This is a genomic window from Pseudothauera rhizosphaerae (assembly GCF_004801305.1).
Classification (GTDB): domain Bacteria; phylum Pseudomonadota; class Gammaproteobacteria; order Burkholderiales; family Rhodocyclaceae; genus Pseudothauera; species Pseudothauera rhizosphaerae.
In genome coordinates this window covers 42,167-56,043 of sequence record NZ_SSOD01000020.1, presented here as the reverse complement: position 1 = coordinate 56,043, position 13,877 = coordinate 42,167, and the positions used below count along the sequence as shown (strand labels likewise).

The window sequence follows — 13,877 nt, the reverse complement described above, 5'->3', positions numbered from 1 at the left end:
AGGACCCCCAGGTGAAGACGCGCCTCGCTCTGCTCCTCGTGGTGATCACCGCCCTGATCGCCTCCGGCATCTCGCCCTACGACCGCGAAGTGTGGCTGGGCGAGGTGATGCCGGTGCTGATCGCCCTGCCCATCCTCCTCCTCACCGCCCGGCGCTTCCCGCTGACGCCGCTCACCTGCTGGCTGATCGCCCTGTTCGCGCTGATCCTGATCGGCGGCGGCGCCTACACCTACTCGCGGGTGCCGGTGGGCCTGCAGTTGCAGGATGTTCTTGGCCTCGCGCGCAACCCCTACGACCGCATCGGCCACGTGTTCCAGGGCGTCACGCCGGCCATCCTCGGGCGCGAACTGCTGCTGCGCACCTCGCCACTGCGGCCGGGCAAGTGGCTGTTCGCACTGCTGGTGCTGGCCTGCCTGGGCATCAGCGCGGCCTACGAACTGGTGGAATGGGCCGCGGCGGTGTTCTGGGGCGACGGTTCGGTGGAATTCCTGGGCACCCAGGGCGATCCGTGGGACGCCCAGTGGGACATGTTCATGGCGCTGCTGGGGGCGGGCGGCGCGCTGTTGCTGCTGGGGCGCTGGCACGACCGGCAGCTCGCGGCGCTCGCCACCCGCGATCCAGGCTAGTTTGTTGGCGAACCTCGTCGTTTGCTGGCACTCTCAATTCCAGATACCAACAACGACATCACCCCCCAATGGATCACCTCGTCTTCGACAACCGCTTCGTGCGGGAGCTGCCCGCCGACCCCAGCGACGCGCCCCACATCCGCCAGGTGCTCGGCGCCTGCTACTCCCATGTGCGGCCCACGCCGGTCCGGGCACCGGAACTGGTCGCCTGGTCGCGGGAAGTGGCCGCCATGCTGGACCTGGACGAGGCGGACGTTAGTTCGTCGCGCTTCGCCGAGGTGTTCGCCGGCAACGCGCTGCTGTCGGGCATGGCGCCCTACGCGGCGTGCTACGGCGGCCACCAGTTCGGCAACTGGGCGGGGCAGCTCGGCGACGGGCGCGCGATCAACCTGGGCGAGGTGCTCAACGGGCGCGGCGAGCGCCTGGAACTGCAACTGAAGGGCGCCGGGCCGACGCCCTACGCCCGCCGTGCGGACGGCCGCGCCGTGCTGCGCTCGTCCATCCGCGAGTTCCTGTGCAGCGAGGCCATGCACCATCTGGGCGTGCCCACCACGCGGGCGCTGTCCCTGGTCGCCACCGGCGAGGAGGTCGTGCGCGACATGTTCTACGACGGCCATCCGCAGGCCGAACCCGGTGCGGTGGTGTGCCGCGTGGCGCCGTCCTTCATCCGCTTCGGCAACTTCGAGATCTTCGCCGCGCGCGGCGACCTGGACGTGCTGGAACGGCTCGCCGAATTCACCATCGCCCGGGATTTTCCGTGGATCGAAGGCAGCCCGGCGGAGCGCCGCAGCGCCTGGTTTGCCGAGGTGTGCGAGCGCACCGCGCGCATGGTGGCGCACTGGATGCGGGTGGGCTTCGTGCATGGGGTGATGAACACGGACAACATGTCCATCCTGGGCCTGACCATCGACTACGGTCCTTACGGCTGGATCGACAACTTCGATCCCGGCTGGACGCCCAACACCACCGACGAGGAGATGCGGCGCTACCGCTTCGGCCACCAGCCGCGTATCGCCCACTGGAATCTGCTGCAGCTCGCCAATGCGCTCTATCCCCTGTTCCGCAGCGAAGCCCCGCTGCAGGCCGGGTTGGATCGCTACGTCGCCACCTACGACGCGGAAAGCCGCCGCATGCAGGCCGACAAGCTCGGACTCGCGGCCTTCACCGACGCCGATCTGGAGATGACCGACGCGCTGCACCGGCTGATGACCAAGGCCGAGATCGACATGACGATCTTCTTCCGCGCGCTGGCCCGGCTGGACCTGGATGCACCGTCCCTCGCACCCTTCGAGGATGCCTTCTATTCCCCCGAGGGCCGCGAGGCCTACGGCGGCGAACTGCAGGCCTGGCTGGAAGGCTACGCTGTGCGGGTGCGCCAGGAGAACCGCCCGGCGGCCGAGCGGCGCGCCCGGATGGATGCCGCGAACCCGCGCTACGTGCTGCGCAACTGGCTGGCCCAGCAGGCCATCGACGCGGCGGAGCAGGGCGACTATGGCCTGGTGGCGGAGACCCTGGAGGTGATGCGCCGCCCCTACGAGGAACAGCCGGGCCGCGAACACTATGCCGGCCGGCGGCCCGACTGGGCGCGCAACCGGCCCGGCTGTTCGATGCTGTCCTGCAGTTCCTGACTCAGCCGAAGGGCGCCACCCCGAAGAGCGGTGCGTGCAGGTAGCGCACCACCGTGAACCAGGCCAGCAGGCCGATTGCCGCCGCGGCGGCATCGTTGCGCAGCGCGGCCTCGGGGCGGCGGCGGTGTTCGGCGCGGTCGCGCCGGCGCGAGACGATGAAATCGATGATCGCCCACACCAGGAAGCTGCCGAACAGCAGCAGGTCGGCCAGAGTGTTGTTGGCCAGCAGATGGGCCAGCGCCCACAGCTTGACGCCGGCCAGCATGGGGTGGCCGATGCGCGCCTTCATGTGCGTGCCGGGCAGGTAGGCGGCGACCAGCAGCACGAAGGCGGGCAGGGTGAACAGGGCCGCCACGTGGCGCATCCACACCGGTGTCTGCCACAGCAACAGGGGGTCGAGGCGCGCCTGGCCGTAGCCGTACACGATCAGCACCAGTCCCGCGGCCGACAGGGCGGAGTAGGCGAGCTTCCATTTCAGTTCGCCGAGGCGGGCGAACTGGCGGGTGCGCCAGGGGTCGGCGACGATGCGCACCGAGTGGGTGCCGAGGAACAGCACCAGGCCGAGGATCAGCAGGGTCATGGGCATTCTCCTTCCGATGATCGGTGTATGAGCCCCGCCCCGAAGCGGGCGCTCAGGCCTTCACGCGCATCAGGCGCTGTTTTTCGCGCTCCCAGTCGCGCTTCTTCTCGTCCTCGCGCTTGTCGTACTGCTTCTTGCCCTTGGCCAGGCCGATGGTGGCCTTGATGCGGCCCTTGCTGTAGTGCAGGTCCAGCGGCACCAGCGCGTAGCCGGCGCGCTCCACCTTGCCGATCAGCTTGTCGATCTCGTGGGCGTGCAGCAGCAGCTTGCGCGTGCGGGTGGGGTCCGCATGCACGTGGGTGGAGGCGCTCGCCAGCGGCGTGATGTGCATGCCGAAGATGAAGATCTCACCGTCGCGGATGACGACGTAGGATTCCTTGATGTTCGCGCGGCCGGCGCGGATGGCCTTGACTTCCCAGCCTTCGAGGACGATACCGGCCTCGTGTTTCTCCTCGATGAAGTAGTCGTGGAAGGCCTTGCGGTTGTCGATGATGCTCATGGTGTCGGGGTCGTCCGGCGGGCGCGGGCGGGGCGCCGCGGCTTTGCGGTAGAATCGCGCATTCTAGCAGTTCGCCCCAGCCCCGAGCCGCCCGTGCCATGGCCGAAGTCACCAAGCTTGTCCTGATCGAATTCACCCCGGCCCAGATGTTCGAACTGGTCGACCGCTGCGAGGACTACCCCGCCTTCCTGCCCTGGTGCGGCGGCGCCGAGGTGCACACGCGCACCGACACCCTGACCGCCGCGACGCTGCACATCAACTACCACGGCATCAAGGCCCACTTCAGCACCGAGAACGCCAAGCAGCGTCCGCACGAGATGCTGATCCGCCTGCGGGAAGGGCCGTTCAAGCACCTCAACGGCCACTGGCGCTTCACCCCGCTGGGCGACACCGCGTGCAAGATCGAATTCGGCCTGCACTACGAGTTTTCCAGCCGGCTGCTGGAAAAGGCGCTGGGGCCGGTGTTCAGCCATATCGCCAACACCTTCGTCGATTCCTTCGTCAAGCGCGCAGCGCTGGTCTATCCAAAGGACTGAAACGTGGCCGACCGCATCAACGTGGAAGTGACTTACGCCCTGCCGCAGCGCCAGGAAATCGTGCATCTCGTCCTGCCCGAAGGGGCGACCGTGCGTGAGGCCGTGGCCGCTTCCGGGCTGCTGCAGAAGTATCCGGACATCGATCTGGAGGGCGCGAACAAGCTCGGCGTTTACGCCAAGCTCGCCAAGGCGGACACCGTGTTGCGCGACCACGACCGGGTGGAAATCTACCGTCCGCTGATCGCCGACCCGAAAGCCGTGCGCAAGAAGCGCGCGGAGGAGGGCAAGGTGATGAAGAAGGGCGGCAGCAGCGGCGAAGAGGCCTGAGCTGCCGGGCGGCGGCAGCCGTTCTGCCCGGCGGATCGCCATTCGATGGCCGGGTGACGGCTCTGCCTACTGGGAGCAATTCTGGTCGAGGAAAGCCTGGATACGCTCCGCTTCCTGGGTGCGGGTGTCGTCGTCGAGGAACTCGCGCTCCCCTTGTGCGTTCACGCGTGCAACACGCTGGTTGTTCTGCAGCGTGGCCAGTTGCCCGCGCGCGCTGTCGCAGGCCCGTTGCCGGTCGGCGGCGCGCTTTTCCTCCTGCTCGGTCTTGGCGGCGGCGTCCGCTTCGGCAGCGCGGCGCTGGCGGAATTCCAGTTCCTTGTCGGCCAGCGTCGGTTCCTGGCCTTCGGCGCTTGCAGCCGCTTCTTCACTTTCCGACTTGGAGACGCGGCGCACGGGGCCGACCACCGTGGCGTCGCCGGTGAGCGGCGGGGTGTCCGCGTAGTGGACCTGTCCGCTCCTGTCCTTCCAGGTGTAGATGTCGGCCTGGGACGTCTGGGCGTAGAACAGGGGAACGGACAGCACGAGGAGGGTGGCGGCGAGGCTGAGCCGGGCGGAGCGTAGGGCCATGGTTGCTTTTCCTGATGTTGTGCGGCTTACATGACGCGAAGGCGGTCTGTATAATACGGATTTGGTCGAAAGGATAGAAGCCATGCGAGTGATCCAGAAGGCGCTGACGTTCGATGACGTCCTTCTCGTCCCCGCCCATTCCGCCGTCCTGCCCCGGGACGTCAGTCTCCAGACCCGCCTGACCCGCCGCATCACCATCAATCTGCCGCTCGTCTCCGCGGCCATGGATACCGTGACCGAAGCCCGTCTGGCCATTGCGCTGGCACAGGAAGGCGGGATCGGCATCGTGCACAAGAATCTCAGTGCCAAGAAGCAGGCCGCCGAGGTGCTCAAGGTCAAGCGCTTCGAGTCCGGCGTGCTCAAGGATCCGATCACCATTCCGCCGACGATGAGCGTGCGCGAGGTGATGGCGCTGACGCGGCAGCACAAGTTCTCCGGCCTGCCGGTGGTGGAAGGGCGCCAGGTGGTGGGCATCGTCACCAACCGCGACCTGCGCTTCGAGACCAACCTGGACCAGCCGGTGTCGGCCATCATGACGCCGCAGGGGCGCCTGGTCACCGTGCCCGAAGGCAGCAGCCTGGACGAGGCCCGCGCCCTGTTGCACAAGCACCGCCTGGAGCGCGTGCTGGTGGTCAACCCGGCCGGTGAGCTGTGCGGCCTGATCACCGTGAAGGACATGATGAAGTCCACCGAGCACCCCCATGCGGCCAAGGACGAGCAGGGCCGCCTGCGCGTGGGCGCGGCCATCGGCGTGGGTGCCGGCACCGAGGAGCGTGCCGAACTGCTGGCCGAGGCCGGCGTGGACGTGATGGTCGTAGACACGGCCCACGGCCATGCCCAGGGCGTGCTTGACCGGGTGAACTGGGTCAAGAAGCGCTTCCCCCATGTGGAGGTCATCGGCGGCAACATCGCCACCGGCGACGCCGCGCGGGCGCTGATCGATGCCGGTGCGGACGCGGTCAAGGTCGGCATCGGCCCCGGTTCCATCTGCACCACCCGCATCGTGGCCGGCGTGGGCGTGCCGCAGATCACCGCCATCGACAACGTCGCCAGCGCCCTCGTGAGCGCCGGTGTGCCGCTGATCGCCGACGGCGGCATCCGCTTCTCCGGCGACATCTCCAAGGCCATCGCGGCCGGCGCCAGCGCGGTGATGCTGGGCGGGCTGTTCGCCGGCACCGAAGAGGCGCCGGGCGAGACCGTGCTCTACCAGGGGCGTTCCTACAAGTCCTACCGCGGCATGGGCTCCCTGGGCGCCATGCAGCTGGGCGCGGCCGACCGCTACTTCCAGGACAGCACCGCCAACGTGGACAAGCTGGTGCCGGAAGGCATCGAGGGCCGCGTGCCGTACAAGGGCCCGGTCACCGCGGTGATCCACCAGTTGATCGGCGGTCTGCGCGCCTCCATGGGCTACCTGGGCTGCGGGAGCATCGCCGTCATGCACGAGCGTGCCCAGTTCGTGGAGATCACCTCGGCGGGCGTGCGCGAATCCCACGTGCACGACGTGCAGATCACCAAGGAAGCGCCCAACTACCACGTCGAATAAGCGGCCCAACCGACACCCGAGGCGGCCAAGGCCGCCTTTCTTCTTTTTGGAAGCGCCATGTCCCACCAGAAAATCCTCGTCCTCGACTTCGGCTCCCAAGTCGCGCAACTGATCGCCCGCCGCGTGCGCGAGCAGCAGGTCTATTGCGAACTGCATCCCTTCGACGTGTCCGAAGCCTTCATCCGCGAGTACGCGCCCCAGGGCATCATCCTGTCCGGCGGGCCGAACTCGGTGTACGAAGCCCTCGAATGGCAGGCGCCGCAGGTAGTGTTCGAACTGGGCGTGCCGGTGCTGGGTATCTGTTACGGCATGCAGACCATGGCGGAGCAACTCGGCGGCAAGGTGGAAAGCTCGGCCCAGCGCGAGTTCGGCTATGCGGAGATGCGCGCCCACGGCCATTCGAAGCTGTTCGAAGGCATCCAGGACCGCAGCAACGACCAGGGCCACGGTCTGCTGGACGTGTGGATGAGCCACGGCGACAAGGTCACGCAACTGCCCGCCGGCTTCAAGGTCATCGGCAGCAGCGCCTCCTGCCCGGTGGCGGCCATGGCCGACGAGGAGCGCGGCTTTTACGCCGTGCAGTTCCACCCGGAAGTCACCCACACCCTGAAGGGCAAGGACATCATCGCCCGCTTCGTGCATCGGATCTGTGGCTGTGGCCGCGACTGGAAGATGCCGGACTACATCGGCGAGGCGGTGGAGAAGATCCGCGCCCAAGTCGGCGACGAGGAAGTCATCCTCGGCCTGTCCGGCGGGGTGGATTCCTCCGTGGCGGCGGCGCTGATCCACCGCGCCATCGGCGACCAGCTCACCTGCGTGTTCGTGGACAACGGCCTGCTGCGCCTCAATGAAGCCGAGCAGGTCATGCAGACCTTCGCCCGTTCCCTGGGTGTCAAGGTCATCCACGTGGACGCCACGGAACAGTTCATGGGGCACCTGAAAGGCGTGTCCGATCCGGAGCAGAAGCGCAAGATCATCGGCCGCGAGTTCGTCGAGGTCTTCCAGACCGAGGCGAAGAAGCTGCCGAAGGCCCGCTGGCTGGCCCAGGGCACCATCTACCCGGACGTGATCGAATCGGCCGGCGCCAAAACCGGCAAGGCCCACGCCATCAAGAGCCACCACAACGTGGGCGGCCTGCCGGAAACACTCAACCTCAAGCTGCTCGAACCGCTGCGCGACCTCTTCAAGGACGAAGTGCGCGAACTGGGCGTGGCGCTGGGCCTGCCCCACGACATGGTCTATCGCCATCCCTTCCCGGGCCCCGGCCTGGGCGTGCGCATCCTGGGCGAGGTCAAGAAGGAATACGCCGACCTGCTGCGCCGGGCGGACGCCATCTTCATCGACGAACTCCGCGCCGCCGACTGGTACGACAAGACCAGCCAGGCCTTCGCCGTCTTCCTGCCGGTCAAGAGCGTGGGCGTCATGGGCGACGGCCGCACCTACGAATACGTCGTCGCCCTGCGCGCCGTGCAGACCCAGGACTTCATGACCGCCCACTGGGCGGAACTCCCCCACAGCCTGCTGGGCAAGGTCAGCAACCGCATCATCAACGAGGTGCGCGGCATCAACCGGGTGGTGTACGACATCTCCGGCAAGCCGCCGGCGACGATCGAGTGGGAGTGAAGCCGCACCCTTCGGGGACTATCGCCAGCTATCGAAAAAAATGATGTAACACGTTGATCGAGGCGTATGCCTCCACCGCTGCCTTGTAGTCGCGGTTTGCTTGCATGGAAAAAGCTTCGACCCCGTGGCCGATCACGCCCACGATCATGAGTCCCAGCGCTACGCCCTTCCAGATTGGAACGTTGATGGCGAGAAAGACCAATGCGACGCCGACGAAAAGGAGCGCCGTGTAGGTCGCAAGCGCGCCCGTATAGCCAGAGCTGAAAACTTTCTGCATGCGAACGAGTTCATCGCGCTTGACCTCGCTCTCCAGCTGCAACAGGTAGGTCTTTGCTGCGTCCTCAGCCCTGCGGTCCACGATCATGACGTAGCTGAAGCTCGCGGCGGCCTGGAGCAACCCGGCGACCAGAAGCACGTAGGCCATCCCTGTGCCTAGCGAAGCGGCTGCTGATGCTCGCCAGAGAGCCGCCGCCAGGATCGAGAGCACCGCGCCCATCCCAATGCCGAACAGCGCGAACTGCCGTTCGTTGGCATAGTATTGCTGAACCATTTCCATCATTTTCGCCACCAGTGACCTGAAGTGCTTACTGACGACCGGAGCCGGGCCAGTGACCCAGCATCTGTTGCTGTCCGAGGATGTCTTCGACGAACTGGGCCTCGGCGATCTTTCCGTTCACGACTCTGTAGATGCCGATTCCTTCCCAGACCGCATACTTTCCGGTGGCCGGGCGCCCCAGGAACGGTCCCGTATTGATGCCGCTGTTGGTGAAGTGAACGACGACCTTGTCGCCGCTGGCGATGACGTCCTTGATGTCGAGGTGCATTCTGCTGAAGCTTCCACCGACGGACGACTCCAGCGCCTTGCGATAGGCTTCAATGCCTCGTAGTTCGCCCAGACTGGCCCCGCGCCAAACGAGATCCGACGCCCATAGCTGGTCCACCAGCTCGAAGCGGCCGCCATTGACTACCTCATCGAGAAAGCGCTTGACGATCGCGATGTTGGCTGCGGCATCGGAATTGCCAGTGACCGGCTCCGGTTCCGCCGCGATGGCCGGTGCCGGCAGTGCAGCAAGAGCGCTGACGGCAAGCGATGCAGTGACGGCACGGCGTACCGGGTTCATAGGTGATTTCATGATGTGCCTCTCCGGCTCCCGCAAAGTGCTGACCATACGCTCATTCTGCTAAATTCTGCATTTAGTGCAATAATGCGTCAAGTGCAGCAAAATCGAACAGAGGGGCCGCCTTTCTCATTTCCCAGACCTGTTCTGCCCGCTGTCACGCATCCGTCTTGAAAGTAAATTCAGCGCAACATTGCACTTGGTGAGGCATGAAGGACGTTTCCAGGACGCCACCCGCCCTTGAAGGCCGGCGAGAACGAAAACGGCGGGAAACCCGCGCCCGCATTGCGGACGCTGCGATAACTCTGTTCCTGCGGAAAGGGTTCACGGCTGTGACGGTGGACGAGATCGCCGAAGCGGCGGATGTGTCCAAAAGAACCTTCTTCGACTACTTTCCCGCCAAGGAGGATGTGGTCATCGCATGGCAGGACAAGTTCACCGGGCCGCTGACGGAAGCGGTTGCGGCCGGCCCCCAGAGCGAGGCACCCGTGCAGGCAGTCGAACGGGCGATGCTGGATGCGCTCGGGAAGACTGCCACGCCTGAATCCTTCGCCATCCATGCACTGGTGCAAGGCACACCCGCTCTTGCGGCACGGGAGCAGCACAAGTACGTGCTCCTGGAAACTCGCCTGTTCGAGGCGTTGCACGCACGTTATCCGCAGGAGAATCCGCTCGGGCTCAGGCTGTTGGCGATGGTCGTGATTGGCGCTTTACGCATCGGAACCGAAGAATGGCAGTCCACCGAAGGACTGAAGCCCGAGGACATTCCCTCCTTCACGCACAAAGTGTTTCGCATGCTCTGGAGGCAGCTCGCCAAACTGCGGTAGCGTCGGAGCATGTTCAAGCGATGCCCAGTCAGTTGATCGACGGCCCTCGCTGTCTCCCGATTTCCCACGAAACGCTACCGGCGCGTGCCATCGCTGCGAGTTGTTGCCCCAACCGCTGTTCGATCACCGGCGTCCACCTGGGATCAGTCGAAGAAGCGTGTCCCGGTCATCTGCGCGCTGATTTCCCAGAGGAGCGTGGCGGCCTTACGATCGACCGCGTAAGGCGCCACGCCGTCGTCGCGTTTGCCGGATTGGCTCTCGGCCACCGAGAAGTTCTCGGGATTGCTTCCCATCAGGGGCGCGATCTCCGAGTTGACGCAGAAGACGCCGCCCAGACCAGCGAGCCGCGGGCTGGTGGCGCACCATACTTGGGTTGCGGCTCCTTGGGGGATCGATTTGATGTCCTTGGCGGGATCAAGTTGTGGGACGCCGTTCTCGTCGATGATGCCGGCATCGATCAGTTCCTGGACCGGCACGTTCCGCTCCAGACCGGTACCGGGAATGCCACCCGGATGCAGCGAAAAGGCGCGCACGCCGTCCGCTTTGCCACGTGCATCCAGTTCGACCGCGAACAGGATGTTGGCGGTCTTGGATTGGCCGTAGCCCGCCCATGGACTGTAAGGCCGGTTCTCGAAATGGATGTCGTCGAACACGACCGGGGAGAAGCGGTGCCCCATCGACGAGACCGACACCACCCGCGCACCTTCCGTGCGCTTCAGCGCCGGCCACAACCGCGAGGTGAGCTGGAAGTGGCCGAGGTGGTTGGTGGCGAAGTGCAGTTCGTAGCCGCGCGCATCCAGCGTGCGATCGGGCACCGCCATGATGCCGGCGCTGTTGACCAGAGCATTCAGCGGCAGGCCGGAGGACAGAAAATGCTTGGCGAAGGCATCGATCGATGCGGGGTCGAGCAGGTCCATCGGCTCGACCTCGATGCCGCCGATACCCTCGATCGCCTTCTTCGCGCGCGCCACGTCACGTGCCGGAACGATCACGCGCGCACCGGCCGACACGAACGCGCGAGCCGATTCGAGGCCGAGACCGGAATAACCGCCGGTGACGATGATGACTTGGCCGACCAGGTCGATGCCCTTGATGACGTGGGCCGTGGTGGAGGCCGGACCGAATCCGGAACCGATGGGTGCTTGGGGTGTTGTGGTCATGGGATGTCTCCGCTATCGGGTAATCAGGGGTGTGGATCGGGCATCCTGTCTGTCGATCGGGACAGCCCTCGATGAGCGTTCAATTCGTGCAACCGGGTTTCCAGAACCGGTTCGACGATCGCCAAGGCATCGCTGCCGGCGAGAAACTGTCGTGGCGGATCGGCCATGTTGGCGATGCGGACAAGGGCCTCACCCAGCTTTGCGGGATCGCCTGGCTGCCGGCCGTCCAGAGCGGCCCATGCCTGCGCCACATCGCCCGTGCCCGCGTAGTCTTCGATGGTGTTCAGGCCGTACTTCGCGTGGCCGGTCTCCAGCAGGCCCGTGCGGAATGCGCCGGGCTCGACCACGGTGATGCGAATGCCGAACGGCTCGACCTCTTGTGCCACCGACAGAGACAGGCCCTCCACCGCGAACTTCGTCGCCGCATAGGCGCCGCAGTGCGCGAAGCCGGTCACCCCTGCCAGCGAACCGATGTTGATGACACGGCCCGTGCGCTGCCTGCGCATGATCGGCAGAACGGCACGCAGGACATGCATCACGCCGAAGATGTTGGTCGCGAACTGACGTTCGATATCGGACGTGACGAGTTCCTCGAAGTTGCCCAGCATGCTGTAGCCGGCGTTGTTGACCAGCACGTCGATGCGGCCGAAGTGCCCGACCGCTTCTTGCACCGCTGTCTTGGCTTGTGCCTCGTCGGACACGTCGAGGCTGACGAAGGCCAACCGGTCGTTCGCCACGTCGCGCAAGGCACGGCGCAGTTTGGCGAGATTCCTGCCGGTGGCGACGGCTCGGTCTCCGGCTTTCAAAGCCGCCCGAACGGTGGCGGCGCCGATGCCGCTGCCGGCGCCCGTGATGAACCAGACTTTGCTCATGAGGGTTCGCTCCCGCAGTTCAGAGCAGCAGCCGGCCACCATCGATCGGGACCTCGATACCCGTCACGAACGAGGATTGGTTCATGATCGTTTCTCCTTTCCCGACATGCGGAATCAGACCAAGCCGCCGCTGGCATGAATGGTCTGGCCGTGCACCCAACGCAGAGGTCCGACAAGCGCTAGCACGACTTCGGCCGCATCGTCGGGACGGCCGATGCGGCCGAGGGGCGTGGCACTGACAATGGCCTGACGCATCTGCTCGCCGTGGCCGCTGTTGGCAAAGCCCGTGCGAAGCATGTCGGTATCCGTCGGGCCGGGCGCGACCGCATTGACCCTGATGCCACGGCCCCCAAGCTCCTTCGCCAGCGTTGCCGTCAGTGCTTCCAAGCCAGCCTTGGTCGCGGCGTAGACGCTGTAGCCGGGCGCCGTGCCCTTGGTGATTGCGCTCGAAATGTTGATGATCGATCCACCGGCGCGGACCCTGCGGGCCGCCTGCCGGCTCACGATGACGGCGCCACGCAGGTTGGTGCCCAGCATGCGGTCCACTTCGTCGATATTCAGGTCCGCCAGCGGCTTGTCGATGAGGACCCCGGCCGCGTTCACCACCACGTCGATGCCGCCGAATTCGCGCTCTGCGGTATCGAAGAGGCGGGCGATCACGGCTTCGTCGGCAACATCCGCGCGTACTGCACGCGCCGTTCCGCCGATAGCGGCGATACCGGCCGCTGCTTCGTCTGCGCTGGCCTGCTCACTGCGGTAGCCGATCAGCACGGCGTAGCCGGTCTGCGCCAGCCGTTCGGCGATCCGGCGGCCGATGCCGCGCGAGCCGCCGGTGACGATGGCCACCGGCGGCCGGCCGGCAGGAAGAGGGGATTGTTCCGAGGGGAGTCGGTCCGGTGGCGTTGCAGACATGGTGTACGTCCTCAGGTGGATGCGATGACGACACCTTATTCGCCCGTGGAAGGACTTAGAATGCTTGTGAGTACTTAATTTCTTTTCAATAGTCCTGCCATGAAAGAAGATCCGTTCTCCGATGTGCTTGCACTAGCCAATGCCCGGAGTGTCGTTTCCGGCGGTTTCCTGGCTGGTGGCGACTGGGCGATACGGTTTCCTCCTCCCGATCGCGTCAAGTTCTTCATCGCTGCCCGCGGCGCATGCTGGCTGTCCATCGAAGGTGAAGAGTCCATTCGTTTTTCCGCGGGCGAAACCATTCTGCTGACGGCGGCGCGAGGGTTCACGCTCGCCAGCGATCCGGCTTTGCCTGCGCTCGATGCCGTGGCCCTCTACGGCGATGATGGGAACAGGATCATCAATCTGGGCACGGCAGAGGAATTTTTCTTCCTTGGCGGGCATGTCAGGCTGGATTCGGCCAGCGGCAATCTGCTGATCGACAACCTTCCACCCGTGATCCACCTGCGAGCGGGTAGCGTCGATGCGGATGCAATCCGGTGGCTGATCGACCGACTGGCGAGGGAACACCACATAGGCCTTCCCGGCTCGGATTTCGCTGCCACGCAATTGGCGCAACTCGTCTTCCTGCAGATCCTGCGCGCATACCTGGCGAGCACGGACACGATGACGGCTGGCCGTCTTCGCGCCATCAGCGATCCTCGCATCGCACCCGCCATTCGGATGATGCACGCCGATCCCGCGCGTGCCTGGCATCTGACCGAGCTGGCCAGAGCCTGCGCGATGTCGCGCACGGTCTTTGCGAGTTACTTCAAGTCGGTCGCCGGTTTGGCGCCGCTGACCTACCTGACGCAGTGGCGCATGCACTTGGCCGAGCGCGCACTGCGCGAAAGCAACGCGCCGTTATCCGAATTGTCGGAGATGCTCGGCTACTCGTCCGAAAGCGCGTTCAGCGTGGCGTTCAAGCGCGTTACAGGCAAAGCCCCGAAGCGCTACAGATCGGCCGCGCGCCGGGCCGTTTCCCGGGATCTTGTTCTTCCCCGGGCGCATTGAGAGCCATGT

At 65.5% G+C, this 13,877-nt stretch carries 17 protein-coding genes; 8 read left to right on the top strand and 9 right to left on the bottom strand.

Annotated elements, in window-relative coordinates:
* Positions 1 to 11: 11 nt before the first annotated feature.
* Positions 12 to 626, top strand: a complete 615-nt coding sequence (locus tag E6O51_RS19240; protein WP_136386644.1) for a DUF2238 domain-containing protein — start codon at positions 12 to 14, stop codon at positions 624 to 626.
* Positions 627 to 694: 68 nt separating this feature from the next.
* The gene (locus E6O51_RS19235) at positions 695 to 2,254 is read left to right on the top strand and encodes a protein adenylyltransferase SelO (protein ID WP_136386643.1); all 1,560 of its coding nucleotides are present in this window, start codon (positions 695 to 697) and stop codon (positions 2,252 to 2,254) included.
* Between the two features lies 1 nt (position 2,255).
* Here the strand turns inward: E6O51_RS19235 and E6O51_RS19230 are convergent, their stop codons facing one another.
* Both E6O51_RS19230 and smpB read right to left on the bottom strand, forming a co-directional pair.
* On the bottom strand, positions 2,256 to 2,834 hold the full coding sequence (locus tag E6O51_RS19230; protein WP_136386642.1) for an NnrU family protein: 579 nt from the start codon (positions 2,832 to 2,834) through the stop codon (positions 2,256 to 2,258).
* A 52-nt stretch (positions 2,835 to 2,886) separates the two neighbouring features.
* A complete protein-coding gene (smpB, locus tag E6O51_RS19225) occupies positions 2,887 to 3,333 on the bottom strand; it encodes an SsrA-binding protein SmpB (RefSeq protein WP_136386641.1) in 447 nt (148 codons plus the stop codon).
* Between the two features lie 98 nt (positions 3,334 to 3,431).
* On the opposite strand from smpB, the gene E6O51_RS19220 reads away from it, so the two are divergent.
* Together E6O51_RS19220 and E6O51_RS19215 are read left to right on the top strand one after the other, a co-directional pair.
* A complete protein-coding gene (locus E6O51_RS19220; RefSeq protein WP_136386640.1) occupies positions 3,432 to 3,869 on the top strand; it encodes a type II toxin-antitoxin system RatA family toxin in 438 nt (145 codons plus the stop codon).
* Positions 3,870 to 3,872: 3 nt separating this feature from the next.
* On the top strand, positions 3,873 to 4,196 hold the full coding sequence (locus E6O51_RS19215; RefSeq protein WP_136386639.1) for an RnfH family protein: 324 nt from the start codon (positions 3,873 to 3,875) through the stop codon (positions 4,194 to 4,196).
* Positions 4,197 to 4,262: 66 nt separating this feature from the next.
* On the opposite strand, the gene E6O51_RS19210 is transcribed toward E6O51_RS19215, so the two are convergent.
* Positions 4,263 to 4,763 carry a DUF4124 domain-containing protein gene (locus E6O51_RS19210; RefSeq protein ID WP_168735342.1) on the bottom strand — a complete coding sequence of 167 codons (501 nt, stop codon included), beginning with the start codon at positions 4,761 to 4,763 and terminating at the stop codon, positions 4,263 to 4,265.
* An 82-nt stretch (positions 4,764 to 4,845) separates the two neighbouring features.
* On the opposite strand from E6O51_RS19210, the gene guaB reads away from it, so the two are divergent.
* Both guaB and guaA read left to right on the top strand, forming a co-directional pair.
* The gene (guaB, locus tag E6O51_RS19205; RefSeq protein WP_136386637.1) at positions 4,846 to 6,306 is read left to right on the top strand and encodes an IMP dehydrogenase; all 1,461 of its coding nucleotides are present in this window, start codon (positions 4,846 to 4,848) and stop codon (positions 6,304 to 6,306) included.
* Positions 6,307 to 6,363: 57 nt separating this feature from the next.
* Positions 6,364 to 7,929, top strand: a complete 1,566-nt coding sequence (gene guaA, locus E6O51_RS19200; protein ID WP_136386636.1) for a glutamine-hydrolyzing GMP synthase — start codon at positions 6,364 to 6,366, stop codon at positions 7,927 to 7,929.
* Positions 7,930 to 7,957: 28 nt separating this feature from the next.
* On the opposite strand, the gene E6O51_RS19195 is transcribed toward guaA, so the two are convergent.
* Positions 7,958 to 8,488, bottom strand: coding sequence for a hypothetical protein (locus tag E6O51_RS19195; protein WP_136386635.1), 531 nt, complete (start codon positions 8,486 to 8,488; stop codon positions 7,958 to 7,960).
* A gap of 25 nt (positions 8,489 to 8,513) precedes the next feature.
* The gene (locus E6O51_RS19190; protein WP_168735341.1) at positions 8,514 to 9,062 is read right to left on the bottom strand and encodes an ester cyclase; all 549 of its coding nucleotides are present in this window, start codon (positions 9,060 to 9,062) and stop codon (positions 8,514 to 8,516) included.
* Positions 9,063 to 9,256: 194 nt separating this feature from the next.
* On the opposite strand from E6O51_RS19190, the gene E6O51_RS19185 reads away from it, so the two are divergent.
* Positions 9,257 to 9,874 (top strand): TetR family transcriptional regulator, encoded by a 618-nt coding sequence (locus E6O51_RS19185; RefSeq protein ID WP_136386633.1) that lies wholly within the window; start codon positions 9,257 to 9,259, stop codon positions 9,872 to 9,874.
* 28 nt (positions 9,875 to 9,902) lie between these two features.
* Here the strand turns inward: E6O51_RS19185 and E6O51_RS22415 are convergent, their stop codons facing one another.
* The 4 genes from E6O51_RS22415 to E6O51_RS19165 all read right to left on the bottom strand — a co-directional run bounded on the left by E6O51_RS22415 (position 9,903) and on the right by E6O51_RS19165 (position 12,752).
* A complete protein-coding gene (locus E6O51_RS22415) occupies positions 9,903 to 10,001 on the bottom strand; it encodes a DUF3363 domain-containing protein (RefSeq protein ID WP_211091468.1) in 99 nt (32 codons plus the stop codon).
* A gap of 16 nt (positions 10,002 to 10,017) precedes the next feature.
* Complete coding sequence (locus tag E6O51_RS19175; protein ID WP_136386632.1) at positions 10,018 to 11,034, bottom strand: SDR family NAD(P)-dependent oxidoreductase; 1,017 nt, start codon at positions 11,032 to 11,034, stop codon at positions 10,018 to 10,020.
* Between the two features lie 23 nt (positions 11,035 to 11,057).
* Positions 11,058 to 11,906 (bottom strand): SDR family oxidoreductase, encoded by an 849-nt coding sequence (locus E6O51_RS19170; RefSeq protein WP_136386631.1) that lies wholly within the window; start codon positions 11,904 to 11,906, stop codon positions 11,058 to 11,060.
* Positions 11,907 to 12,020: 114 nt separating this feature from the next.
* The gene (locus E6O51_RS19165) at positions 12,021 to 12,752 is read right to left on the bottom strand and encodes an SDR family oxidoreductase (RefSeq protein ID WP_211091467.1); all 732 of its coding nucleotides are present in this window, start codon (positions 12,750 to 12,752) and stop codon (positions 12,021 to 12,023) included.
* A 165-nt stretch (positions 12,753 to 12,917) separates the two neighbouring features.
* Between E6O51_RS19165 and E6O51_RS19160 the strand changes: the two genes are divergently transcribed.
* Positions 12,918 to 13,868: an AraC family transcriptional regulator gene (locus tag E6O51_RS19160; protein ID WP_136386629.1), complete on the top strand. Its 951-nt coding sequence runs from the start codon at positions 12,918 to 12,920 to the stop codon at positions 13,866 to 13,868.
* Positions 13,869 to 13,877: the final 9 nt, after the last annotated feature.

Coding starts and splice junctions, on each gene's coding strand:
- E6O51_RS19175 (WP_136386632.1), bottom strand. CDS start 11,034: ATGACCACAACACCCCAAGCACCCATCGGTTCCGGATTCGGTCCGGCC.
- E6O51_RS19210 (WP_168735342.1), bottom strand. CDS start 4,763: ATGGCCCTACGCTCCGCCCGGCTCAGCCTCGCCGCCACCCTCCTCGTG.
- E6O51_RS19185 (WP_136386633.1), top strand. CDS start 9,257: ATGAAGGACGTTTCCAGGACGCCACCCGCCCTTGAAGGCCGGCGAGAA.
- E6O51_RS19190 (WP_168735341.1), bottom strand. CDS start 9,062: ATGAAATCACCTATGAACCCGGTACGCCGTGCCGTCACTGCATCGCTT.
- guaB (WP_136386637.1), top strand. CDS start 4,846: ATGCGAGTGATCCAGAAGGCGCTGACGTTCGATGACGTCCTTCTCGTC.
- E6O51_RS19220 (WP_136386640.1), top strand. CDS start 3,432: ATGGCCGAAGTCACCAAGCTTGTCCTGATCGAATTCACCCCGGCCCAG.
- E6O51_RS19195 (WP_136386635.1), bottom strand. CDS start 8,488: ATGATGGAAATGGTTCAGCAATACTATGCCAACGAACGGCAGTTCGCG.
- E6O51_RS19160 (WP_136386629.1), top strand. CDS start 12,918: ATGAAAGAAGATCCGTTCTCCGATGTGCTTGCACTAGCCAATGCCCGG.
- E6O51_RS19170 (WP_136386631.1), bottom strand. CDS start 11,906: ATGAGCAAAGTCTGGTTCATCACGGGCGCCGGCAGCGGCATCGGCGCC.
- guaA (WP_136386636.1), top strand. CDS start 6,364: ATGTCCCACCAGAAAATCCTCGTCCTCGACTTCGGCTCCCAAGTCGCG.
- E6O51_RS19230 (WP_136386642.1), bottom strand. CDS start 2,834: ATGACCCTGCTGATCCTCGGCCTGGTGCTGTTCCTCGGCACCCACTCG.
- E6O51_RS19235 (WP_136386643.1), top strand. CDS start 695: ATGGATCACCTCGTCTTCGACAACCGCTTCGTGCGGGAGCTGCCCGCC.
- smpB (WP_136386641.1), bottom strand. CDS start 3,333: ATGAGCATCATCGACAACCGCAAGGCCTTCCACGACTACTTCATCGAG.